The organism is Priestia sp. 10L35, assembly GCF_056395685.1.
In genome coordinates this window covers 280,578-304,370 of sequence record NZ_JBFTKA010000003.1, presented here as the reverse complement: position 1 = coordinate 304,370, position 23,793 = coordinate 280,578, and the positions used below count along the sequence as shown (strand labels likewise).

At 38.9% G+C, this 23,793-nt stretch carries 26 protein-coding genes; 24 read left to right on the top strand and 2 right to left on the bottom strand.

What is annotated here, in order from left to right; genetic code table 11:
• Positions 1-59 precede the first annotated feature (59 nt).
• The 6 genes from AC1DEF_RS12555 (at position 60) to AC1DEF_RS12530 (ending at position 5,630) form a co-directional block, all read left to right on the top strand.
• Positions 60-662 (top strand): alpha/beta hydrolase, encoded by a 603-nt coding sequence (locus tag AC1DEF_RS12555; protein WP_043981516.1) that lies wholly within the window; start codon positions 60-62, stop codon positions 660-662.
• A 289-nt stretch (positions 663-951) separates the two neighbouring features.
• Entirely contained in the window at positions 952-1,662 is a 711-nt protein-coding gene (locus AC1DEF_RS12550) for a polysaccharide deacetylase family protein (protein WP_097825194.1), read from the top strand.
• 15 nt (positions 1,663-1,677) lie between these two features.
• On the top strand, positions 1,678-2,271 hold the full coding sequence (locus AC1DEF_RS12545; RefSeq protein WP_013083764.1) for a DedA family protein: 594 nt from the start codon (positions 1,678-1,680) through the stop codon (positions 2,269-2,271).
• Positions 2,268-3,401 (top strand): MGDG synthase family glycosyltransferase, encoded by a 1,134-nt coding sequence (locus tag AC1DEF_RS12540; protein WP_025751216.1) that lies wholly within the window; start codon positions 2,268-2,270, stop codon positions 3,399-3,401. The genes AC1DEF_RS12545 and AC1DEF_RS12540 overlap by 4 nt, the downstream gene beginning before the upstream one ends.
• A 92-nt stretch (positions 3,402-3,493) precedes the next feature.
• Entirely contained in the window at positions 3,494-4,243 is a 750-nt protein-coding gene (gene nfsA / locus AC1DEF_RS12535) for an oxygen-insensitive NADPH nitroreductase (RefSeq protein WP_043981519.1), read from the top strand.
• Between the two features lie 355 nt (positions 4,244-4,598).
• Positions 4,599-5,630, top strand: coding sequence for a 3D domain-containing protein (locus AC1DEF_RS12530; protein ID WP_477727405.1), 1,032 nt, complete (start codon positions 4,599-4,601; stop codon positions 5,628-5,630).
• Between the two features lie 80 nt (positions 5,631-5,710).
• Here the strand turns inward: AC1DEF_RS12530 and AC1DEF_RS12525 are convergent, their stop codons facing one another.
• The gene (locus tag AC1DEF_RS12525; protein ID WP_028409119.1) at positions 5,711-6,853 is read right to left on the bottom strand and encodes a C40 family peptidase; all 1,143 of its coding nucleotides are present in this window, start codon (positions 6,851-6,853) and stop codon (positions 5,711-5,713) included.
• Positions 6,854-7,047: 194 nt separating this feature from the next.
• Here AC1DEF_RS12525 and AC1DEF_RS12520 point away from each other — a divergent pair, with 194 nt between their 5' ends.
• From AC1DEF_RS12520 to AC1DEF_RS12485, 8 genes are all read left to right on the top strand, one after another.
• A complete protein-coding gene (locus tag AC1DEF_RS12520) occupies positions 7,048-8,097 on the top strand; it encodes an anthranilate phosphoribosyltransferase (protein WP_097825192.1) in 1,050 nt (349 codons plus the stop codon).
• Positions 8,098-8,249: 152 nt separating this feature from the next.
• Positions 8,250-8,552, top strand: a complete 303-nt coding sequence (locus AC1DEF_RS12515; protein ID WP_013057659.1) for an urease subunit gamma — start codon at positions 8,250-8,252, stop codon at positions 8,550-8,552.
• Positions 8,553-8,566: 14 nt separating this feature from the next.
• Positions 8,567-8,893: an urease subunit beta gene (locus tag AC1DEF_RS12510; RefSeq protein WP_013083758.1), complete on the top strand. Its 327-nt coding sequence runs from the start codon at positions 8,567-8,569 to the stop codon at positions 8,891-8,893.
• A gap of 1 nt (position 8,894) precedes the next feature.
• Entirely contained in the window at positions 8,895-10,604 is a 1,710-nt protein-coding gene (ureC, locus tag AC1DEF_RS12505; protein ID WP_097825191.1) for an urease subunit alpha, read from the top strand.
• A gap of 10 nt (positions 10,605-10,614) precedes the next feature.
• Positions 10,615-11,061: an urease accessory protein UreE gene (gene ureE / locus AC1DEF_RS12500; protein WP_043981524.1), complete on the top strand. Its 447-nt coding sequence runs from the start codon at positions 10,615-10,617 to the stop codon at positions 11,059-11,061.
• Entirely contained in the window at positions 11,054-11,740 is a 687-nt protein-coding gene (locus AC1DEF_RS12495; RefSeq protein WP_097825190.1) for an urease accessory protein UreF, read from the top strand. The genes ureE and AC1DEF_RS12495 overlap by 8 nt, the downstream gene beginning before the upstream one ends.
• A gap of 38 nt (positions 11,741-11,778) precedes the next feature.
• A complete protein-coding gene (gene ureG, locus AC1DEF_RS12490; protein WP_097825189.1) occupies positions 11,779-12,393 on the top strand; it encodes an urease accessory protein UreG in 615 nt (204 codons plus the stop codon).
• Positions 12,390-13,199, top strand: a complete 810-nt coding sequence (locus AC1DEF_RS12485) for an urease accessory protein UreD (protein WP_097825188.1) — start codon at positions 12,390-12,392, stop codon at positions 13,197-13,199. Before ureG ends, AC1DEF_RS12485 begins: the two co-directional genes overlap by 4 nt.
• A gap of 256 nt (positions 13,200-13,455) precedes the next feature.
• On the opposite strand, the gene AC1DEF_RS12480 is transcribed toward AC1DEF_RS12485, so the two are convergent.
• Positions 13,456-14,094 (bottom strand): HoxN/HupN/NixA family nickel/cobalt transporter, encoded by a 639-nt coding sequence (locus tag AC1DEF_RS12480; protein WP_016764672.1) that lies wholly within the window; start codon positions 14,092-14,094, stop codon positions 13,456-13,458.
• Positions 14,095-14,351: 257 nt separating this feature from the next.
• Here AC1DEF_RS12480 and AC1DEF_RS12475 point away from each other — a divergent pair, with 257 nt between their 5' ends.
• From AC1DEF_RS12475 to AC1DEF_RS12430, 10 genes are all read left to right on the top strand, one after another.
• Positions 14,352-14,828, top strand: a complete 477-nt coding sequence (locus AC1DEF_RS12475; protein WP_028409109.1) for a hypothetical protein — start codon at positions 14,352-14,354, stop codon at positions 14,826-14,828.
• A 235-nt stretch (positions 14,829-15,063) separates the two neighbouring features.
• Positions 15,064-15,831, top strand: a complete 768-nt coding sequence (locus AC1DEF_RS12470; RefSeq protein ID WP_097825187.1) for a carotenoid biosynthesis protein — start codon at positions 15,064-15,066, stop codon at positions 15,829-15,831.
• Positions 15,828-16,541, top strand: coding sequence for a lysophospholipid acyltransferase family protein (locus AC1DEF_RS12465; RefSeq protein ID WP_097825186.1), 714 nt, complete (start codon positions 15,828-15,830; stop codon positions 16,539-16,541). The genes AC1DEF_RS12470 and AC1DEF_RS12465 overlap by 4 nt, the downstream gene beginning before the upstream one ends.
• Positions 16,505-17,644 (top strand): glycosyltransferase family 2 protein, encoded by a 1,140-nt coding sequence (locus AC1DEF_RS12460; RefSeq protein WP_255255810.1) that lies wholly within the window; start codon positions 16,505-16,507, stop codon positions 17,642-17,644. The genes AC1DEF_RS12465 and AC1DEF_RS12460 overlap by 37 nt, the downstream gene beginning before the upstream one ends.
• Positions 17,641-19,101 carry a phytoene desaturase family protein gene (locus tag AC1DEF_RS12455; protein WP_097825184.1) on the top strand — a complete coding sequence of 487 codons (1,461 nt, stop codon included), beginning with the start codon at positions 17,641-17,643 and terminating at the stop codon, positions 19,099-19,101. The genes AC1DEF_RS12460 and AC1DEF_RS12455 overlap by 4 nt, the downstream gene beginning before the upstream one ends.
• Before the next feature lie 141 nt (positions 19,102-19,242).
• Positions 19,243-19,971 (top strand): hypothetical protein, encoded by a 729-nt coding sequence (locus AC1DEF_RS12450; protein WP_097825183.1) that lies wholly within the window; start codon positions 19,243-19,245, stop codon positions 19,969-19,971.
• Positions 19,972-20,128: 157 nt separating this feature from the next.
• Positions 20,129-20,872: a sugar phosphate isomerase/epimerase family protein gene (locus AC1DEF_RS12445; RefSeq protein ID WP_097825182.1), complete on the top strand. Its 744-nt coding sequence runs from the start codon at positions 20,129-20,131 to the stop codon at positions 20,870-20,872.
• Entirely contained in the window at positions 20,869-21,828 is a 960-nt protein-coding gene (locus tag AC1DEF_RS12440) for a sugar kinase (protein WP_097825181.1), read from the top strand. The genes AC1DEF_RS12445 and AC1DEF_RS12440 overlap by 4 nt, the downstream gene beginning before the upstream one ends.
• A 2-nt stretch (positions 21,829-21,830) precedes the next feature.
• A complete protein-coding gene (locus tag AC1DEF_RS12435; protein WP_028409101.1) occupies positions 21,831-23,111 on the top strand; it encodes an MFS transporter in 1,281 nt (426 codons plus the stop codon).
• Between the two features lie 26 nt (positions 23,112-23,137).
• Complete coding sequence (locus AC1DEF_RS12430) at positions 23,138-23,782, top strand: bifunctional 4-hydroxy-2-oxoglutarate aldolase/2-dehydro-3-deoxy-phosphogluconate aldolase (protein ID WP_028409100.1); 645 nt, start codon at positions 23,138-23,140, stop codon at positions 23,780-23,782.
• Positions 23,783-23,793: the final 11 nt, after the last annotated feature.

The following is a 23,793-nucleotide window of genomic DNA, read 5'->3' as shown; positions in this document are numbered from 1 at the left end:
CGAAAGTTCTTATAATAAAATTATCTTTAATTCGAGATATTTAAAAGGAGTGGATATACGTGAAACATATTTTTAAAAAAGGAACGGACGAGACGAAACCGACTTTATTGCTGTTGCATGGTACAGGAGGTACAGAACAAGATCTGCTCCCTGTTGCGGATATGATTGATTCCTCTTGCTCCATATTATCTGTAAGAGGAAATGTACTAGAAAACGGAATGCCCCGTTTCTTTAGACGTTTACAAGAAGGAATATTTGATATAGAAGATTTAATTGAACGCACAAAAGAACTTCATCAATTTTTAGATGAAGCGGCTGAAACATACTCATTCGATCGACACAACATCGTAGCTGTAGGCTACTCAAATGGTGCCAATATTGCAGGAAGTTTGCTATTTCATTATGAGAATTCTTTAAAAGGGGCGGCTCTTCTTCATCCGATGGTTCCAAGAAGAGGAATTGAAGTGCCTAAGACCGACGCTTCTATCTTTATTGGGGCAGGTACAAACGACCCTATTTGCCCAGCATCAGAAACGGAAGAACTTTCTGCGCTTTTAGAAAAAGCTGGAGCGGACGTACAGGTGCATTGGGAATCATTTGGGCATCAGTTAACACGAACAGAAATTGAAGCAGCTGAAAAATGGTATCGAGCAAAATTTTAATTTAAAAACTTTCCGCACTCGTGCGGGAAGTTTTTTATTTTTAAAAAGTAATGACAGTTATCGTACAAAAGATAGATATAACTGGTAAAAAGTACTTTTTTTACTGAATGAAGGGAAATTTTATGATATCATTTTATTTCCGGTATATCCTTGCAGAACAGCTATTTTTAGGTAAAGTATCAAATTATTTTAAAATTCCTGGCTTCTATCACAAAAAAATGAAACCAAAGTCTGAGTAAACCGTTATAATAAATGCAGGATTTAAATTCAAAAGGATGGTTAAAAGCATATGACTCGTTTTTTTATTGTTTTACTTTTCGTTCTAATGGTTATATGTGTATATACCATTATTTCGCAAACCCTTTATCGTCGCTATCATTCATCAGTCATAATAAAAGGGGAAAAAAAGCATAAAATAGCTATAACATTTGACGACGGTCCTCATCCTGTTTATACACCAAAAATTTTGGACTTGTTCAAACTGTATGAAATGAAAGCTACTTTTTTTATTGTGGGAGAACTAGGGGAGAAACACCCGTCTATTTTAAACAGAATGATTGATGAAGGACATGAAGTAGCTATACATCATCATCGTCATGTGAGTGCATGGACGCAAACACCTTGGCAATTAAAAAGACAAATTCATCAATGTGCACAGGTTATAGAGAAAGTAACCAATCAAAAGCCGCTTTTTTATCGTCCGCCGTGGGGACATTTAAATATGAGCAGTTTATCAATGGCCAAGCCATATCACCTTGTGATCTGGACAGGAATCTTTCAGGATTGGACACTAAAAACAACGAAAACGGCATTAGTTCAAAAACTAATGCGTAAAGTAGAAGATGGAGCCATTTTTGTGTTACACGATAATGGAGATACCCCGGGAGCAGATGAAAAAGCACCTGAAATGACGATTGCGGCGTTAGAAGAATTTTTACCTTACTTAAAACAGCAAGGGTATGAAAGTATAACCATGCAGCAATTGATGAATCAATCGTAAATAGAGGAGCGAGCAGTGGACTTAACAATTATTTCTCAGTATATACATTCCTATGGTTATATTGTTATTTTACTTGTACTTTTTTGTGGGATTGTTGGAATTCCAGCGCCTGAAGAATCATTTTTAATATTATTAGGCATGTTTATTGCCAAGCATCAGCTGAACTTATACGAATCATCTCTTTTTGCTTTTTTAGGTGTTATTACTGGAATGCTTACTGCTTACGGGCTAGGAAGGTATGCGGGAACCCCATTTTTTGATAAATACGGAAAATACGTAGGGTTAACCAAAGAGAAAATTGAAGCGGCAAGCGGCAGCTACCATAAATATGGGATATGGACCATTTTATTTGGTTTATATATTCCAGGTTTGCGTCAAATTAGCCCATATATGGCGGGAATAAGTCGCTATCCGTTTTTGCTTTATTTATTGTTATCGGTAGTAGGAAGTCTAGTATGGGTCCTTTCTTTTCTGATTCTAGGTTACTACGTAGGAGATCGAATTCATATTTCGTATATTATCATGGGCGCTGTAGCTTTTTTTGTCATTTATTTACTTATAAAAAGAACAAGAAACCGAAAACGTCTTGAGAGGAGGGATGGTCAATGAGGAAGGTTTTATTCTTACCGCTTTTTCAGATGCCATCTGGTCATCACCAAGTAGCAGACGCCGTTATGGATGCCATTATGGAGCGTTTTTCGCACGTTATTTGTCAAAAAATTGATTGTTTAAGCTATTGGAGCAAACCGCTTGAACAAATGATTTCATCGATATACATGAAATGGATTTCTGTTTTCCCAAAGCAGTTTGAAAAATTTTATTACGGTCATGTATACAAAAAAAACGACCATACGATGGACGATTTTGTTGTGAAAAAATGGCCGATTATCGAATACCATATGAAGAAATTAATTGATGCAGAGCAGCCGGATGTCATTGTTTGTACACACAGCTTTCCTTCCTGTGTATTAAGCGGGTTAAAAGAAAAAGGAATCATTGATCTTCCTATTATAAACGTATACACAGACTTCTTAGTAAGCGACGTATGGGGTAAAAATGGAATTGAGCTTCACTGCGTGCCTGATCAGGATACAAAAGCGTTTTTACAAAACGTTCACGGTGTAAAAGAGTCTTCTATTTATGTAACGGGAATTCCTGTTCATAAAGCGTTTTTAAAAAGAAGGATTGACCATCTTATGCCACAGAAACATATACTGATTGCCGGAGGGAATTCCGGCCTTGGAAATGTACGCAAAATGCTTCAGCAGCTTCCGCAAAACTGTACGTATATGTATTATGTGCTGTGCGGAAAAAACAAAAAGTTGTATCAAGAACTAATAAAATTAAACCACCCGAGAATTAAAGCGGTCTCGTATGTAAAATCGAGAGAGAAAATGAATGATTTATATGAGGGAGCAGATGCCATTGTCACAAAAGCGGGGGGAGTGACAATTAGCGAAGCCCTTCACAAAAGACTACCTATTTTTATTCACTCATCTCTTCCAGGTCAAGAACAAATTAACATTGAATATCTAAAAGAAAAAGAGCTGCTGATACCGCTTAATGAGGCTGAAGCCTTTGAACAGCAGCTTAAGAACATTTTAGAAAATGATGTGAAACGAAACCGGTTGATAAAACGGATGGACGAATATGTAGACAGCTTAGAAGTAAAAGTAGATCGCGTGCTTGCAGATCACTTTAAGCTGTATCGATATGAGACAAGTCAAAATCAATTTTAAGCAGAACATTGGTTATTTCTTTTTACATTCGATAAACTAACTGTAGAGATAACAACTGTAGAAGGTTAGATGAAGTAAAAGGAGATTATAATATGAACTCAGTTATTGAAACGATTTTAAATCATCGTTCTATTCGCAAATATGAAGACAAACCATTGTCAGAAGAGCAAATTCAGACGATTGTAGAAAGCGCACAGGCAGCTTCCACATCAAGCTATATTCAAGCGTATTCCATTATTGGAGTAAAAGATAAAGAAACGAAGCGAAAGCTTGCTCAATTAGCAGGAAATCAGCCTTACGTAGAAACAAATGGACACTTCTTTGTATTTTGCGCTGACTTTCATCGTCATGATGTCATTGCGGAAATGGAGAAAAAAGATTTATCGACAGCGCTCGAAAGCACAGAGCAGTTTATGGTAGCTATTATTGACGTTGCCCTTGCTGCGCAAAATGCAACGCTTGCTGCTGAATCAATGGGACTTGGAGCTTGTTACATCGGCGGTTTGCGTAACGAATTAGAAGAAGTAAGCAAATTGTTAAAACTGCCTCATCATGTAATTCCGTTATTTGGTCTAACGGTTGGACATCCAGCGGGTATTACGGATAAAAAGCCGCGCTTACCATTTAAACATGTGTATCATGAAGAAACATATGAGCCGAACGATGAGCAGACGAAAAAAGAATTAACATCGTATAACGAAGAAATTTCTGCTTATTACAACGAAAGAACAAATGGCAAACGCCAAGACACATGGACTGGTCAAATGGCCGACATGCTTTCCAATCCTAAGCGTATGTATATGAAAGAATTTGTTGAAAAGCAAGGATTTAACAAGAAATAAAAAAAGCTGGGACAAAAGTATTTTAGCCGAATTGAAAAGCGAACCGCTAATCAAAATTTTTGATTAGCGGTTCGCTTTTTTTGTTATAAAAAAACTGAATATACCCGTTAAATGATCAATAAAAAAGAAGAGGCATAGCCAGCAATGGTAGAGAAATTTAACTATTTTAGTAAAAACAACAATAAAAAGCAGTAAAAAGTAGAAACGTTTCATCATATAGCCAAATTATCAGAAATATTACGATTAAATGTTCTGTTTTGTTAAGTTTTGTAATAAAAGTAGCATGGCTCTGTAACGGCTGTGAAATGTGAGGATGATATCATTCAATCATTGAGTAAATAAGGAGGTATTCGTAATGAAAAAATTTATATTTACTCTAGGAACAACAGCAATCCTTTCAGCAGGATTTGTAGGTGCAGCTTCTGCTTCTACAAGCGGAACGTATCACGTAGAAAAAGGTGATACGTTATGGAAAGTCGCTCAAAAGCACAGCGTGAGCGTAGACGAGCTAAAAGATGCAAATAACTTAACATCTAATATTATTTATCCAAATCAAGAATTAAACGTAGCTACTATAAAAGAAATGACGCACAAAGTTCAGCAAGGAAACACATTATGGTCCATCAGTCAGCAATACGGCGTGACGGTAGATCAAATTAAAGAATGGAACGGACTGAAGTCAGATTTAATTTATCCTGGCGAACAATTAAAAATTCAGTCTCCAAACGGCCAAGCTCAGCAATCAAGTCCTTCAGTAGCCCAAGCTGCTCCAGAAGCTCAGCAAGCTCAAGCGCCGGCTGAACAAACTCAAGAAGAACAGCAGCAAGCTCAAGCTGAACAAACTCAAGAAGAACAGCAGCAAGCTCAAGCTGAACAAGCCCAAAAAGAGCAGCAGCAGACTCAAGCTGAACAAGCTCAAAAAGAGCAGCAGCAGGCTCAAGCTGAACAAGCTCAAAAAGAGCAGCAGCAAGCTCAAGCTGAACAGGCTCAAAAAGAACAGCAGCAAGCTCAAGCTGAACAGGCTCAAAAAGAGCAGCAGCAAGCTCAAGCTGAACAAGCTCAACAACAACCTGCTGAATCGTCACAACAAGCCAGCGGCAAATCAATGACAGTTGAAGCAACTGCCTATACGGCTAATTGTGCTGGATGTAGCGGTACAACTGCTACAGGAGTGGATTTAAAAGCAAATCCAAATCAAAAAGTAATTGCTGTTGACCCTAGTGTTATTCCATTAGGTTCGAAAGTTTATGTAGAAGGCTATGGTGAAGCTGTAGCTGCCGATACAGGTGGAGCAATTAAAGGCAATCGAATTGATGTATTCGTTCCTGCTGAAGGTGATGCTCAACAGTTCGGAAGAAAATCTGTTAAAATTACGGTTATGAACTAAGAAGTTCTTTATAAAATTGCTAGTCTAGTATAGAAATACATAGCTAGTAAAGCAAAAGAGGTGCCTTATGGCACCTCTTTTTACTTTATAATACGCTTTGCGCCCGCATAGCTGTTTTTCCAGTACGCTGTTGAAAGTGATTGCGTTTTAACGCCTTTGCTGCTGACATAAATGAATTCTTGTTTGTCTAGGTAAATTCCTACGACTGAAACGGATTTGCCGTTTTTAAAGAAAACTAAATCTCCAGCCTGGAGGCTGTTTTGCTTTACGTCCGTGCCGCTTTTATACTGATCTGCTACTGTACGGGGGATAGAAATATTTGAACCCGCGTTTTTATATACATACTGTGTGTACCCTGATACATCAAAACCTTTTGGTGTCGTACCCCCATATTTATATGGCTTTCCAATTAGCGTTTTAGCATACGATACAATTTGCTGCTGTTTTGCACTAACAGAAGTTTGAGGTGCTGGAGCCGGCGAAGGTGCGCTTGCACTTTTCACTTTCAGCACTTGTCCAACTTTTAACGCATCTGTTTTTAAATTGTTTAATTTTTTTAATTCAGCTACCGTCATGCCGTACTTTTTAGCAACTGCTGTCAGCGTGTCTCCTTTTTTCACCGTGTAGGTGCCATTGCTATCAGCCGGTGTAGATGGAGCTGTTGGTGAAGGTTGAATATCTTCATCAAGCAAATAACTCATATTTGCGTTAAACGTTACTTTTCGCTTCGTTTTATAGCTCTTCGCTTTTTGCTGAAATTGCGTATTGTATGCGTTGATTTCTTTTTCGAAATTTGCAGAGATCTTATTAAATTCCGCGTCACTTACATCTCCGTACGCATAGTCTTCAAGATCCACAATGTAATTATAAAGAGCAATTAAGCTGTCGTATAAATACCCTTGAAGCTGATCAGCTTCCGAATTAAGATGATTCATCGCGTAATTTTTATCAGTCTTTGTTAGAAACTGGTCAATTTGATCTGCAAGCTGATCATATGCAGCTAACGCTTTTTCGTCATCTTTTATTCCTTCAATTTCTTTTAGCTTTTTTTCTACGGTTTTATAAAATGGTGCGTAATAATCTGCTAGCGAATTAACGTCTTTTTGATAAACGCTGACAGAAGAAGCAGCATAAGCAGAGTGACTAAAAACTGGCGTTGTCACCGATGCTCCTACTAAAACGGATGCTGCTATAAATGGTACAAGTAGTTTCTCTTTTTTCATTTGTAAAGTCCCCCAAATATCCAAATAATAGTATAGCAGATAGATTATACTATATTAGGTTATAAAAGAACTAGTACTTTTCCTTTAATTTCATATTTTTTAGCAGTTTGCGTACCTGATAGAAGATAATCTAAGGAACAAAGAAAATATGTGATACAATGTACAAATATTCAGTTAAAAAGGAAGTGTACGATATGCAGCAATTTATCAAAGAAATAGCGCGCGGAAAAAGGGGATCAACTGACTTAACGTATGAACAAGCAAAAGAAGCAGCTCGCTTAATCGCTTCTGGACAAGCTACGGATGCTCAGATCGCTGCTTTTTTTATCGCGGAACGTATTAAAACTGAAAATGCAGATGAACTATTGGGATTCGTTCATGCTTTTCGTGAAAAAACAAAAGAAATACCGCTGTCTCAGCCGTTAAAAGATAAATCAATTGATTTTGCAAGCCCTTATGCAGGGAGGAATTCATTTTTTGCGACCATTCCTGTATCAATTTTATTAGCTGAAAGAGGTGTGCCAGCTTTTTTACACTGTACAGAAGCGCTTCCTCCAAAGTTTGGAACAACGATTGAAGACGTACTTCATTCATTACAGATCCCTCAAGCTCAAACGATTGAAGACATCGGTTATGCGTTTGAAACGTTAAAAATTGGCTTTGTAAATGCCGAAACAATCTCTTATCCTCTTAGCCGCATCAAACAAGTTCGTCATGAAATTGGTGTAAGGACACTTATTAATACGGTTGAAAAACTACTAAACTTATCGAATGCTTCTTCTTTAATGATGGGAGCTTTTCACCGTACGGCCATTAATAAGATTGTGCCTATTTTTGCTTCTCTGCATTTCAAACACGTATACGTGGTACAAGGGATAGAAGGATCAGAAGATGTACCTGTACATAGAAGCAGCTTTGTTTTTACGATCTCAGAAGGAGAGATGGAGTCGTTTATTGTCAATCCAAAAGAATACGGACTGTTCGTGGAAGAAGAGCACTTTGAAAAGAAAATAAGTGTTGAAAAACAAGCGGAATATGTGACGCGTATTCTGGAGGGTGAATCTTCTTCCGAACTGACTTACGTCTATAATCAAGTAGTATTAAACGCTGGCTTGCGCTATTATCTATTTGGTTATGAAGCTTCTATTGAAAAAGGAGTAAACTATGCAAAACGCCAGCTAGCTGAAGGTTTGGGCTGGAAACACCTGCAGAAGTGGAAAACACAAGCGATTTCAGAAGAGTAAAAGGTGAGCAAACATGCTCATCTTTTTTTATCGGAAGAGATAAATTCTTTGTTTTTTGTCAGAAAATTTACTATAATTAGTTATGTATTTGTGTTAGAAAATATCACATTTGATGTTAATTAGAAAATAGATTAGCAGAAAGGAAGCTTTCATTGAAACTTACGTCGAGAGAACAAGAAAAATTAATGATTGTCGTAGCTGCAGACTTAGCAAGACGCCGTCAGACAAGAGGATTAAAACTTAATTATCCCGAAGCAGTAGCTATTATTACATATGAAATTATGGAAGGAGCTCGTGATGGCAAGACGGTAGCACAGCTAATGCGAGAAGGGACCAAGATTTTAAAACGAGAAGATGTAATGGAAGGTATTCCAGAAATGATTCATGATATTCAAGTGGAAGCTACCTTTCCAGACGGAACCAAGCTCGTCACTGTGCACGATCCAATTCGTTAAGAGGAGGGGAAGATATGATTCCAGGAGAATATTTCTTAAAAAAAGACCCAATCACATGTAATAACGGTAAGAAATCAATTAGCGTGACTGTAATCAACAGAGGCGATCGACCTGTTCAAGTAGGGTCACACTTTCATTTTTTTGAAGTGAATGCTGCGCTCGAGTTCCCACGCGAAGCTTCGCTTGGCTATCATTTAAATATTCCGGCCGGCACAGCCGTTCGTTTTGAACCAGGTGATGCAAAAGAAGTGGATCTCGTTGCTTTCTCCGGAACAAGAGAAATCTACGGTCTTAACAATAAAACAAACAGATCGCTTTCTGATAGAAAGGAAGATGTATAAGATGAGTTTTCAAATGTCGCGACGTCAGTATGCAGATATGTTTGGACCAACCGTTGGAGATGCTGTTCGTTTAGCAGACACAGAGCTATTTATTGAAATTGAAAAAGATTTCACCACGTACGGAGATGAAGTAAAGTTCGGCGGAGGAAAAGTCATTCGTGACGGAATGGGGCAGCATCCTCTTGCAACACGAAACGAAGCAGCGGACTTAGTGTTGACAAATGCAATTATTCTTGATTATACAGGCATATATAAAGCAGATATTGGAATAAAAGATGGACTCATTCAAACTATCGGAAAAGCGGGCAATCCCCTGCTGATGGATGAAGTAGACATCATCATTGGTGCGAGTACAGAAGTGATTGCAGCAGAAGGGAAAATTGTAACCGCCGGCGGTATTGATGCACATATTCATTTCATTTGTCCGCAGCAAATTGAAACTGCTCTTGCCTCTGGCGTGACAACAATGATTGGAGGAGGAACGGGACCGGCTACAGGAACAAAAGCGACAACTTGTACACCCGGAGCTTGGCATATTGAACGAATGCTTGAAGCTGCTGAAGCATTCCCAATGAATATTGGCTTTTTAGGAAAAGGGAATGCAAGTGCCAAAGAGCCTTTAATTGAGCAAATTGAAGCTGGAGCGATTGGACTAAAGCTTCATGAAGACTGGGGAACCACAGCATCTGCCATTGATACAAGCTTACAGGTAGCAGACGAGTACGATGTTCAAATTGCGATTCATACAGATACTTTAAATGAAGGCGGCTTTGTCGAAGATACGATTGCAGCGATTGGCGATCGAGTCATTCATACCTATCATACTGAAGGAGCTGGAGGCGGACATGCACCTGATATTATGGAAATGGCAAGCTTTCCAAACGTGCTTCCATCATCAACTAATCCAACAAGGCCCTATACTGTCAACACGCTTGAAGAACATTTAGATATGCTCATGGTATGTCATCATCTTGATCCCTCTGTACCAGAAGACATCGCTTTTGCTGATTCTCGCATTCGCAAAGAAACGATTGCAGCTGAAGATATTTTACACGATTTAGGTGTATTCAGTATGATTTCTTCAGATTCTCAAGCAATGGGACGTGTAGGCGAAGTAATTACAAGAACGTGGCAAACAGCTGACAAAATGAAAAAGCAACGAGGGAAACTTGATGGTGACAGCGAAGTTGGCGATAACGCACGTGTCAAACGCTATGTAGCTAAATATACGATTAATCCAGCTATTGCTCATGGAATTTCCGAATATGTAGGATCAGTAGAAACAGGGAAAATGGCTGACTTAGTCCTATGGGAGCCAGCTTTTTTTGGAATAAAGCCTGACTTGATTGTAAAAGGCGGTTTGATTGCACACAGCTTAATGGGAGATCCTAATGCTTCAATTCCAACTCCACAGCCGGTTTTATACCGTCCGATGTTTGCTTCTTATGGAAAAGCAAGAGCTAAAACATCTCTTACGTTTGTGTCAAAAGCAGCGTACGAGAACAAAGTGGGCGAGAAACTGGGGTTGCAAAAGCTGCTTAAACCGGTCAAAAATATTCGTCAATTAAAAAAAACAGATATGAAGTTAAACGGGGAAATGCCTAAAATTGAAGTTGATCCCCAAACGTACGAAGTAAAAGTAGATGGACAAATGATTACATGTGAAGCAGCAGAAGTTGTGCCTATGGCGCAGCGATACTTTTTATTTTGAGGTGAAAGAAATGGTAATCGAAAAAATTATCGGAAATATGGCAACATTAGAAAAACGGGCTCCACATATAGAAAAGGTATATATCGAAAGTGATCACTTAGTAAAACGCGTTCAACGCGTTGTAACAGATCACGGTAAGGAACTAGGAATTCGTCTAAAAGAAAATCGCGAGCTCACTGATGGCGACGTGCTGTTTATGGATGAAAGCAATATGATTGTTGTTCAGGTGGTGGCAGACGATATTTTAACCATTCAGCCGATTAATATTCAGCAAATGGGAGAAATTGCTCATCAGCTTGGCAACCGACATTTGCCAGCACAGTTTGAAGGTGGAGACATGCTCGTACAGTACGATTATTTAGTCGAAGAATTGCTTCAGCAGCTTGATATTCCCTATAAGCGCGAAAAAAGAAAAGTAAAACAAGCTTTTAAGCATATCGGACACAGTCATGACTAATTCATTGCTTTCGCTGATTCAACTATGTGATTCAAATTTTCCATCCGGTGCATTTTCACATTCGTTTGGTTTTGAAACGTATATTCAGCAAGATCAAATTTGCAACACAGAAACCTTTCAAGAAGCGCTTCGTACATATCTTGATGTTCAGCTGACGTATACGGACGGCTTAGCATGCAGACTGGCTTATGAGTATGCGAATCATGACCAGTTTAACGAAATTATGAGAGTGGATCATGAATTATACGCTCTTGCTTTGTCAAAAGAAACAAGAGAAGGGACAAGACGCGTGGGCCAGCGCATGTTAAAACTTTGCTTAGAGTTATTTCAAGGCTCTTATTTAGAAAAATATATGAGTGAGGTAAAAGCAAAGAAGGCGTATGGACATCCTGCTGTTGTATTTGCATTAGCCAGCCTGCAGTTGAACATTACAAAAGAAGAGGCAATTTTAAGTCACTTGTACGCTAGCATTTCTTCGTTAATTCAAAATGCTGTTCGGGGCATACCGATCGGGCAAACCGATGGGCAAAAAACGCTCGTTCTTTTTCAGCCGCTGCTGCAGCACGCACTTCAGCATATTTTACAAGCAGATCAAGAGGAATTTGGTGCGGTGACACCAGGGTTAGAAATTGCTCAAATGCAGCATGAACAATTGCATGTACGATTGTTCATGTCATAAAAAAGGAGGGAAAGCCTTCTAACAATGAAGGCGTAAAAATGAATGCAATTAAAATTGGAATTGGTGGACCTGTTGGTGCAGGGAAAACAATGTTAGTAGAACGATTAACGCGTGCACTAGAAGGACAGCTAAGCATGGCGATTGTTACAAACGATATTTATACAAAAGAAGACGCGCAATTTCTAGTAAAAAACAGTATTTTGCCAGAAAATCGTATCGTAGGAGTAGAAACAGGAGGCTGCCCTCATACGGCTATTCGAGAAGATGCATCTATGAACTTTGCTGCGATCGATGAGTTAGTGGAACGTCACCCCGATGTTGAACTTATTTTTGTAGAAAGCGGAGGAGATAATTTAGCCGCAACGTTTAGCCCAGAGCTCGTTGATTTTTCGATTTATATCATCGATGTAGCACAAGGGGAAAAAATCCCGCGTAAAGGCGGTCAAGGAATGATTAAATCTGATTTATTCATCATCAACAAAACAGATTTAGCCCCGTATGTAGGAGCTAGTTTAGAAGTAATGGAAAAAGATACAATTCAAGCGAGAGGGAACAAGCCTTTTGTTTTCACCAATTTAAAAGAAGATAAAGGGCTCGACCGAGTGATAGAGTGGATTAAAAAAGAGGCCTTTTTAATCGGCCTTGAATCATGAGCTACATGGGTTATTTAGAGCTTCGAGCAGAAAGAAACAGCGAGCGAACCGTTATTAAAGATACGTACCATTACGGTGCTTTTAAAGTTGCCAGACCTATTTACATGACTCCTGAATCACCTTTTGTTTATATGCTTCACGTAGGTGGAGGATACGTAAGCGGAGACAAATATAAAACGATGATAACGGTAGAGAAAAATGCCCAGCTGACGGCTACTACTCAATCTGCGACAAAGGTGTACAAAACACCGAACGAAGCTGTTTTACAAGAAACGTGTATAACCCTTGAAGAACAAGCCATCATGGAATATATACCAGACCCGCTTATTTTGTATGAAAATGCTGCATTTGTTCAAGAAATAACGGTTCATATGGCACAAAACGCTGCTTTGTTTATGTGTGACAGCATCACCCCGGGGTGGTCGCCGGACGGGCAGCTGTTTCAATATACCTCTATGCGTTCCAAGCTTAAACTGTATGTAAACGAGCAGCTGAAGGTATACGATCACTTATACTTGAAGCCAGAAAGCCATTTGCGCGGCATGATGAAAATGGAAGGGTATACTCATTTTGGATCGATTATCATTGTTCATCCAAATGCCGACGACGCATTTATAGGGAAAGTACATCAGCTGTGCGAAGAGGCTGGCTGTAAAGTAGGAGCTTCCGCACTTCCGATCCCTGGATGTGCTATTCGAATATTAGCTGCTAGTACACAAGAAGTTGAAGACATAATCGCTAAAGTATACGGATTGTTCCGACAGCATTTACTAAAAGCTGAAGTATCACTTTTGCGTAAGTATTAAAGAGGCTGGGACAAAAATATGTTAGTCGAAAGAAGATCCGAACGAGCTGGATTCTTAATGGAGAATCCAATTCGTTCGGATTTTTTTATTGGTAGGGTGAACGTAGGTTTCCTGTATGTAGCTCCTTCTAGCCGTTGATTAAAGGGCAAAGCGAAGTCTTGCCCAGAAATAAACAGCTGTAGAACAGGTAGTCCAGATCATTTATCCTACTTGTTCATCTTTAGATTGAATTGTTTTCATTATGTCTCATTCGCTTTTAGAACCACAGGCTAAACAATCCGTCGCTTACACCTAAATTATACATATAATAAAGGCCAAATATAATGCTGACAGCGCCTGTTACCTGCATCAAGCAGCGGTTTAACGTCACTTGTTTTTTAGTTGTAACGAATGGAATCCCAATAACCGTTGTAAATAACAGCATGCCAAGACAAGTGCCGATTCCAAAAATGATAATGTACAGAGCACCTTGCCATACGTGAGTAACAGTGCTCATCGTTAATACAACCATAGCTGCGCTTCCCGCCAGTCCATGAACAAAGCCAATGCCCAATGACTTTAAGTAAGACGTTTTTTCGTGATGCGTATGTACTTGTTTTTTGTAAGACAGAAACGATGTGAAACCGAGGTAAACGAGCATAATTCCCACTAAAAATTCAAGTGACATGCTCATACGTTCAGAAATACTGCTTTTTAACACCATTAAAATCATGCCAAAAATAAACAGCGTAAGCGTATGGCCAATCCCCCAGTATACTCCTGCAAGCGAAGAGCGCCACAGTTTTTTACTTTTTGAAGCAATGGTTGATACAGCGATAATATGATCTGGTTCTAGAGCATGCTTGATTCCTAAAAGAAACCCTAGTATTAAAATTGAAAAAAAACTTGTTTCCATGTCAGCTTTCTCATCCTTTCGTACGTATAAAACTAGTATATCGTACGATTTTGTTTTAATAAACAGAAAATTCTAAACAAAAATGTCTGGTCGAATAGCTAAACCATTTATCAATTTACAATAAGTTACAAATATTAAAGGAGATGTAGTATAAAAATTTTACATTTACAAAAACTATGAGTAAATTATTGTGAGGTTGATAACTATGGACAAAATTTCTACTGATATCATGCTGTGGAGTTCTTTTATACGTCAAAATGTTAGGACAGAACGTGACTAGACTAGAAGCTCTTTTATGGAGCATTGCGTTGCCGGGCTTTGGACAATTACTAAACAAAAAACATATAAAAGGAATTTTGTTTATTGTACTTGAATTTCTCATTAATATGGGCGCAAATTTTAATGAAGGCATTCGCTTAAGCTTTTTAGGAGAAACAAGGCAGTCCCTAGAAGTAATGAACATGCAGTGGTTAATGTTTTATCCATGTTTGTATTTTTTTGCAATTTGGGATGCTGTTAAAGAAGCAGAAAACGGCGCATCGAGATTTACATTTATTCCTTTTGTCTCCTGTGCTTATTTTGTTACAGTAGGCATTATGTATTCTTCAGTAACAACCATCAACGGTGTTTTTATAGGACCAATTTGGCTTCCTATGCTGTCTGTTATACCTGGACTTGTTGTCGGACTCATTGTCAAAAAGCTATTAGAAGTGTATATACATAAGAAAAAATAAACGTCATTACAATCTATACATCCGTAGATTTTAATGGACGTTTATTTTATTTTTGTTTATAAATAAGTAATAAAGTCTCTTATTTAGGGAACGTACTAACAGTGGCTGTTTTTACATAATTTTAAGAGAGCGCGGACTATTCATAAAAAAGAGCACATTGAAAATGGAGAGAATGGGTACAAGCTTATATAATAGCACTTTGACAAAAAGAAGCTGGAGAGAAGGTGGATAAAGGATGATCACAAATGGTATTTATCGTTTTTTTCTTATCTGGTACGTATGCGGAGTCGTCTTGCTTTCCTTCGATTTGCTGCCTTCATGGTTAGAATGGGCAAACGCGGTCTTTTTACACTTGAGCAGTCTTCTTGCTCTTATTTATCTAACTAAAGCTTATGGAGTAAGGCGGGCACTGCTCGTTGCGATATTTGTGACAGGCGCATCTATTTATATCGAAAGTCTAGGTGTTAAGTATGGATTTTTATTTGGATCCTACGATTATGAAAAAGATTTTGGGGCCAAAATTTTAGGTGTTCCTCTGACCATTGGTTCGGCTTGGTTTATGGTTGTGATTACAAGCAGAATACTAGCTTTAGGAATTATGAAACGTATGGAGCTGCCGTTTATTGTCCATGGAATTGCCTATGCAGTCATTAGTTCGCTTTTTGCTGTTATTATGGATTTGGCTATTGATCCTGTTGCCTATGTTGTTAAACAATATTGGGTGTGGGAAGGGGACAGCTTTTATTATAATATTCCTTTATCAAATTTCTCCGGCTGGTTTTTATTGTCTTTCTTCATTCAGCTGGTCGTATATTTCTTTTTAGCTAAGTCTCCTAAAGAGGAAAATCCGGTGTGGGAAAAAAGAATGGTATTTTTGTATAGTGCAGTTGTCATGATGTTTGTGATTGTAGCGTTAGCAAATGGCCTATGGCTTGTCGTATGTCTGACGATGATTCCTTTTCTTATTCTTTATATTGTGTATAAAAAGGAGACTCGCTTATGATTTACCCGAAGAAAAACTCAATATTTGAGCGATTTTTTCAACTGTTTGTCACATATCAGCTTAAAAAGCAATTTTATCGTATTCATTTACATATAGAAGGGCTCCCAAAAGATAAAAAAATTTTATTAATTGCTAATCATTCCAGCTGGTGGGACGGTTTAGTGACATTTTATTTAAATAACGCGGTATTAAAAACAGATCTATACGCTATGATGTCCGAACAAGGAATGAAGGATTTTCCTTTTTTTCAACGAATCGGAGCTTTTTCAGTAAATGCAGCGTCCCCGAAGCATACGGTGGAATCGTTAAGGTTTGCCAGTAAGCTGTTAGAAGAGAAAAAAGCGGTGCTTATTTTTCCCCAAGGAAAAGAAGAGCATCTTGAAAAAAGACCGTTAACTTTTTCTGAAGGACCTGCTTTTCTTCTAAAGAAGCATTCTGACGTTGAAGTTATTCCCATTACGTATTATTATACGTTTCGCCATGATCAGCGACCGGAGCTTTTTATCTGGATAGGGCAAGCTGTTTTTTACGACTCGGCTAAGGCAAGAGAAGAGATAACCAACACGCTAGGCGGTACAGTCACTGCTCAGCTTGATCATCAAAAACAGAAAATAATTCAAGAAAACGATGAGGAATTTACGGTTTTATTAAAAGGAAAAAAGACGCTTAGTGAATGGTTAACGTGGTGGAAAGCGAAGGTGAAAGAATGATTTACTATATGCTTTTATTTATTTTTATGCTGCTTTTAACCATTGTAAATATTCAAGCAATGCCTAAATTAAAAAGATACGAGCTGGATTCCAAAACACCTCAGCCTCTCATTTCTATTTTGATTCCAATGCGAAATGAAGAACGAAATGTAAAGCGAATCATTTCCTCTATTAAAGGATTAACGTACAGCAATCTAGAATGTGTCATACTAGACGATCAGTCCACAGATCAAACACGACCACAGCTGTTGAAAGAAATTCACGGCGATCCGAGGTTTACCATCATAGAAGGAAAAGAGCTGAGAGAGGGCTGGGTCGGAAAAGTTCATGCCTGTCACCAGCTGTCGCAAGCTGCAAATGGAGACTATTTATTGTTTGTAGACGCAGATGTAGAACTAAAAGAACGTACACTAGAACATACTTTAGCCACAGCACAAGCGACAAAAGCCGCTCTTTTAACAGGTTTCCCTCGTTTTCCCGTAAAAACGTGGTTAGAAGCATTGGTTGTTCCGCTTCAGCATGTGGTTGTTTTTAGTTATTTACCGGTTGTCGTAGCTAATCGTAACAAGATGAGCAAAGCTTCCGCGGCTCACGGTGCTTTTATGTTTATAAAAAAAGAAGCTTACGAGGCCGTAGGAGGACATGAAGCCGTCAAATCTTCACTAGTAGAAGATGTCCACCTAGCCCAGCTTTTTAAGCAAAAGAAACACCGCGTCATTTTAGCGAATATTACCTCTCATGTTAGCTGTTATATGTATGAAACAACAGAAGAAGTATGGAACGGTTTTGCTAAAAACATCTTTGTAGGTCTGGGCCGCTCCGCTAAAGCAGTTTGGATACTAAGCGTTTTTTTTGCCTGTTGCTACGTGCTGCCGCTTCCTTTTTTTATAGCAGGAATATTCACAGGCAACATGCTTTGGATTCTGCCTTTTTGCATTATGCTTTTTCAGCGGTTTTTAATTGACCGGTCGGCTCAGCAAAAAGGGCTTTTATTTTGTACGATGCCCGCGTCGGCAATTGTGCTGATGCTGCTGATGAATCATTCCATGAAGCGTGAACGAAAAAAGCAGGGATATGAATGGAAAGGAAGGCATTATCAATGAAAAAAGTACTAATAGTTGGGGCAGGATTAGGCGGATTAGCTGCAGGAGTTCTTCTTCAAACAAAGGGGTTCAATGTCACAATTGTGGAAAAAAACGAGCATGTAGGCGGAAAAATGATGCCTGTGCAGCTAGGAGAATATTCTTTTGATTTTGGGCCTAATACCATTACAATGCCCGAAGTTTTTCAGTGGTTATTTGAGCAAGCGGGTGAACGTCCAGAAGACTATATGCCTCTTGTCAAACTAACGCATCATACGAATAACTTCTTCACCGACGGCTCCCAATTTTCCATGTCTATAGATGAAAGAAAAATGATTCAGCAGCTTGAACGTCTCGATCCCTTTGCTGCGGAGCAATACCCTGCCTATTTGAAAGAAGTAAAAAGAATATACGACATTGCAAAAAGCCAATTTTTCTACCGGACATTTTCATCGTGGAAAGATTACACAAACCCTTCTTTATTAAAAGCATTGCTGCAAGTAAGGCCGTTTGAAACAGTAGATACGTTTCATCAGCGTTTTTTTCGAAACGAAAACATTCGAAATGCATTTAATCGATATGCAACCTATATCGGATCTTCACCTTATACATCACCCGCTACGTTTTCATTGATTGGACATTTAGAAATGAATGATGGGGTGTACTATGTAAAAGGAGGAAACTCTAGAATTGCAAAAGGGCTGGGACATGTGTTCCAAAAAGCTGGAGGGAAGCTGTATACAAACTGCAGCGTTACTGAAATAATCGTAAAAAATAAACGGGCTGTCGGAGTAGAAGTAAATGGAGAAGAAAAGATAGACGCGGATATTGTTATTGTGAACGGCGACTTGCTAAAGGCCTATCCGGCACTCGTAAAAGAACAGGATAGACCTCATTTTAAAAACAAAAAAGCAGCTGAATTTGAGCCTTCTATATCAGCTTATGTGATCATGGCAGCTGTTAAGAAGCGCTCTTCTCAGCTGATTCATCATCAAGTGTATTTTTCTCAAGATTATAAACAGGAATTCTATGAGCTATTTCAGCAAAAAACGCTTCCAACCGATCCCACCATCTATATTTGTAATTCTTCATATACCGATAACACGGTAGCTCCGGGTGATAATTTATTTATTTTAGTGAATGCTCCTGCTGTGAAAGAAGAGAATCAAGAAGAAATGAACGCTTACAGAGAAGTTGTCTATCGCAAGCTTTCTCAGTTTGGTTTAGATATCGAGTCTTCGCTTGTACATGAGCGAATTGTTACTCCATATGAAATTGAACAAACGTTCGGTGCATTTAAAGGTGCTTTGTACGGCGTGAGTTCAAACCGGAAAATGGATAGTTTTCTTCGGCCAAGCAACGTCTCAAAAGATGTTAAAAACTTATATTTTGTAGGAGGAACGACTCACCCTGGAGGAGGGTCTCCTATGGTCACGATTAGCGGCATCAATGTAGCTATGCTTATTTCATCTTTCTAATTGATAAATCAGGATTGTCAAAAAGTTTAGTTTTTTGGTACTATAAGAAAGTGCAGAGGCTGTTAACCTGCTGTTCTTACGGATGGAAAAAATGAAAAAACATGTTACATAACGAAGTTGAAAAGGTGATTACATAACTATATGATTGTATTTACGTGTCTTATTATTATCATAAGCATTATCCGTCCGTACTTGGAAAGCGTGACTGTTAAGCGAATTGCTTCAGAAGGCAAAAAAATTCGCTACTACAAAGAACAGTTCTTTTTTTATGTGCTAATTTTACTATTTTATATTGCGGTGATGGTATACCATAAGGTTCCAATTTCTATGTTAGGATTACAGGGAGTATATCTCGATACGATTCATCGCACGGCTCCGTATCCAGCGTGGATTGAATATTTGCTGCTTTTAATCTTTGCTGGCTTTATCATTCTTTCCATTATGCTTCAATGGATAAAAGATCATGGAGAAACGGTTTTTGTGGAACAGGAAATGCCCACGTCAATTGAGGCAACCGTTCCTAAAACGGAAAGAGAGCAAAAGTGGTGGCTAGCATACAGCGGTATCTCCAGCTTCGTAGAAAGCACCGTTTATTTTCCTAGCTTTTATTTATATAGTCACTATATATTAGCCATTGAAAACACATGGGTATTGGCCGTTTTAATTGGTATTGGTTATTTCCTATCACAGCTAGCTTTCCAGCGTGACCGTTTAAGTGTCCAGACGCTGTTAGTTGGTATCGGGCTAGGCGCTTTATTTATCATGACGAAGTCAGTTGTCATTATAATCTTGTACTATGGCTTTAGCTTTTTGATTTATGATATTTACCAGCAAGATCGCAATCTAGTAAAAAGCACAGATGATCACTAAGAAACAACACGGCATAAAGCTGTGTTGTTTCTTTTTTTTATAATTTATAAAAAAAGCTTGAAAAGCGCTTTCAATAGTCTTATAATTTAGATAAATCGATTTACTAAACCGGTTTAGTAAGTGGTTAGTTAGTATAATAAGAAAGGTAGGTCGATTTATGAACAGTATCATTATCCCGTTAAATGCATTTGAAACAACAGGCTTTCAGCACGCCATGATTGGAAAAATACATGAGCAGCAAGTACATGGAGTGGAAATTAGAAGAGAGTTAATGAAAAAAGTAGATCAAGAGATTGCGCTTATTGCTGAAGAATTAAAAACATATCCACTTTTTACAGTATATTCGGCTCCAATTGAACTGTGGAGAGAAAATGGAGAGTTAAACACACAAGAATTAAAAGTTATTCTTGAAGAAGCCGTATCACTTGGCGCTCAGTGGGTAAAAGTTTCTCTTGGTTTTTATCAGCCCCAATCGCCTATGGCAGATTTACAGCAGCTATTAGAGGCATTTCCAGCTTTACGTCTATTTGTAGAAAACGATCAAACCAGTCACGGAGGCAACATAGCATCTCTGCACGCATTTTTTGATAACGCTTACGAAGTTCCTGTTTCCATGACGTTTGATATTGGTAACTGGCTCTACGTAGATGAACAACCCCAGGAAGCAATCAAAATGCTAAGGTCATTTGTGGGCTATATTCATATTAAACACGTCATAAAAAGCAGCGGAAAGCTAGTGACAACCGCTATATCGAACGATTCAAATGAAATGTGGAAAGATATTTTGAGAGGGTTTTCTCATTCGATTTTTAAAGCTTTAGAGTTTCCAATCGATGAACCGGAACAAATCCCCGGCTTCATTTCATTGGTGCAAGCAGCAGAACAGGAGGAAGTTCAATGAATTCATTAGACGTTATTACCTTCGGAGAAGCAATGGCGATGTTCATGGCAGAGCAGCCGGGACCGCTGCATGAGATTAAGCATTATACGAAAGAACTGGCCGGAGCAGAAACAAATGTAGCAATTGGTATCGCTCGTCTCGGTCTGCGCGCAGGCTGGGTGAGCAAAGTCGGCAACGATCCTTTCGGTACGTTTATTATGAAACGGCTACAAGAAGAATATGTCAACACCGATTGTGTATTAGTAGATAGCGAGCATGCAACAGGCTTTCAAATTAAATCAAAAGTGGAAGTGGGAGACCCGGAAGTTTGTTACTTCCGAAAAAATTCAGCAGCCAGTCACTTGCACTCCAGCGATTTTAATCAAAACTATTTTTTAGCGGCAAAACATATGCATATGACAGGCATACCGCTTGCTGTGTCAGCAAGTATGCGCGATTTTGCTCTACATGCACTTACATCGATGAAAGCAGCTGGAAGAACAGTTTCCTTTGATCCAAACCTTAGACCCACTCTTTGGGCATCGAAAGAAGAAATGGTTGTTACAATCAATGAAGCTGCTAAACAAGCAAACTACGTTCTGCCGGGTATTGAAGAAGGAAAAATCTTAACCGGCTACGAAAACCCAGAAGACATTGCTTCTTACTATTTAGATGCAGGCGTAGAGCTTGTCGTTATTAAACTAGGTGAACAAGGAGCCTTTTTTAAGACGGCTAAAGAGCAAGGAATGGTTGAAGGAATAAAAGTGAAACAAATAGTGGATACAGTCGGAGCAGGAGACGGTTTTGCAGTAGGACTGTTAAGCGGACTTCTTCAAAATGATTCTCTTACTCAGTCTGTAAGGAGAGCAAATGCTATTGGGTCATTAGCTGTACAAAGCCCTGGAGATAACGACGGATATCCAACTGAACAGCAGTTGCAAAGATATATGGAATCCCAAAAACAAGGAGTGAAGTGATAATGAAACAGCAGCTAGCAAAAAAAAGATGGCTTCGGTTAATTCCTATCGTATTTATTACGTATAGCCTTGCATATTTAGACCGTGCAAACTATGGGTTTGGAGCAGCGGCAGGACTGGCAGAAGATCTTCATATTACGCCAGGTATTTCGTCTTTATTAGGGTCGCTCTTTTTCTTAGGTTATTTCTTTTTCCAAATTCCAGGCGCTCACTATGCTGAAAATAAAAGCGCCAAAAAGCTGATTTTTTGGTCTCTGATTTTATGGGGAGCACTTGCTACAGCTACGGGTATGGTAAGCCACGTCGGATTTTTGTTTGTTATTCGGTTTGCTTTAGGAGTGGTCGAAAGTGCCGTTATGCCTGCTATGCTAGTGTTTTTAAGCCACTGGTTTACAAAAGCAGAACGTTCTAGAGCCAACACGTTTTTAATTTTAGGAAATCCGGCAACTGTTCTTTGGATGTCTATTGTTTCTGGGTATTTGCTAGAATCGTTTGGCTGGAGATGGATGTTTATTTTAGAAGGTTTTCCAGCTGTTATTTGGGCATTTTTATGGTGGAAACTAGTAAACGACGAGCCAAAAGATGCAGGCTGGCTGTCGAAAAAAGAAAAAGCAGATTTACACGATGCGCTGCAAAAAGAACAAGAAGGAATCAAACCTGTTAAAGGCTATAAAGAAGCTTTCAAAAATCGTACTGTCATTTTATTAAGCATTCAATATGCTTTATGGAGTATTGGCGTCTACGGATTTGTTATGTGGCTGCCGTCTATTATTAAAGCAGCGCCTAACATGAGTATAGTGAAAACAGGTTGGTTAGCGTCCGTTCCTTACGTATTAGCAGTTGTATTAATGTTAACGGTTTCATATCTATCAGATAAGTTTTTAAAACGAAGCGCATTTGTATGGCCGTTCTTATTAGTAGGAGCGCTTGCTTTTTACGGATCTTATTTAGTTGGCACAAGCAACTTCTGGCTTTCCTTTGCTTTACTCGTTATCGCCGGAGGAACGATGTACGCTCCGTACGGACCGTTCTTTGCGATTATTCCTGAAATTTTACCGCGTAATGTTGCCGGAGGAGCAATGGCTTTAATTAATAGCATGGGCGCACTTGGTTCATTTGCCGGTTCTTATATTGTAGGATTTTTAAATGGATCAACAGGAGGATTTGGCGCTTCCTATATCTTTATGGCAGGATCATTATTCCTTGCGGCAGTTTTAACCATTGTCGCAACGAAAAAGCCAAGAGAAGTTCAAAGTGTAAAGCCAGTCGAAACAACGGCTTAATGTAACGATAAAAAAGGAGAATTGAGATGCATATTGAGAAAATTACAAGTAGCGGTATTGTAGCGGTCATTCGAGGAGCAAGTGCTGAGCGAATTATTCCACTTGCCTACGCATTAAAAGAAGGCGGAGTAACAAACCTAGAAATTACAATGGAAAACCCTGCTGCCGTAGAGGTTATTAAAGAGTTGAAAAATGAATTTGACGACTCGATGTTTATTGGAGCAGGAACTGTTCTAGATGAAGAAACAGCACGAATTGCTATTATGGCGGGAGCGTCATTTATTTTTTCTCCTACGGTTAATGAACGAACAATTAAAACGGCTAAAAGATACGGTGTCATTAGCGTTCCGGGCGCTTTTACACCAACTGAAATACTAACAGCCTATGAATGCGGTGCAGATATGATTAAAGTCTTCCCGGCAAGCGTAGTAGGCCCCGCTTATTTTAAAAATATAGCAGGACCGCTTCCTCATATTCCATTAATGCCAACAGGGGGCGTTACGGCTGAAAATGCAGGAGCTTATATTAAAGCTGGAGCAGCTGCTATTGGGGCAGGAAGCACATTAGTGGATGGAAAGCAGCTTCCAACTCCTGAATACTTACTTCAAGTAACAAAGGAAGCGAAGCGTTTTACTAATGAAATTCAAGAAGCTAGGCTTGCGTACGCTTAATAAATAAAGCC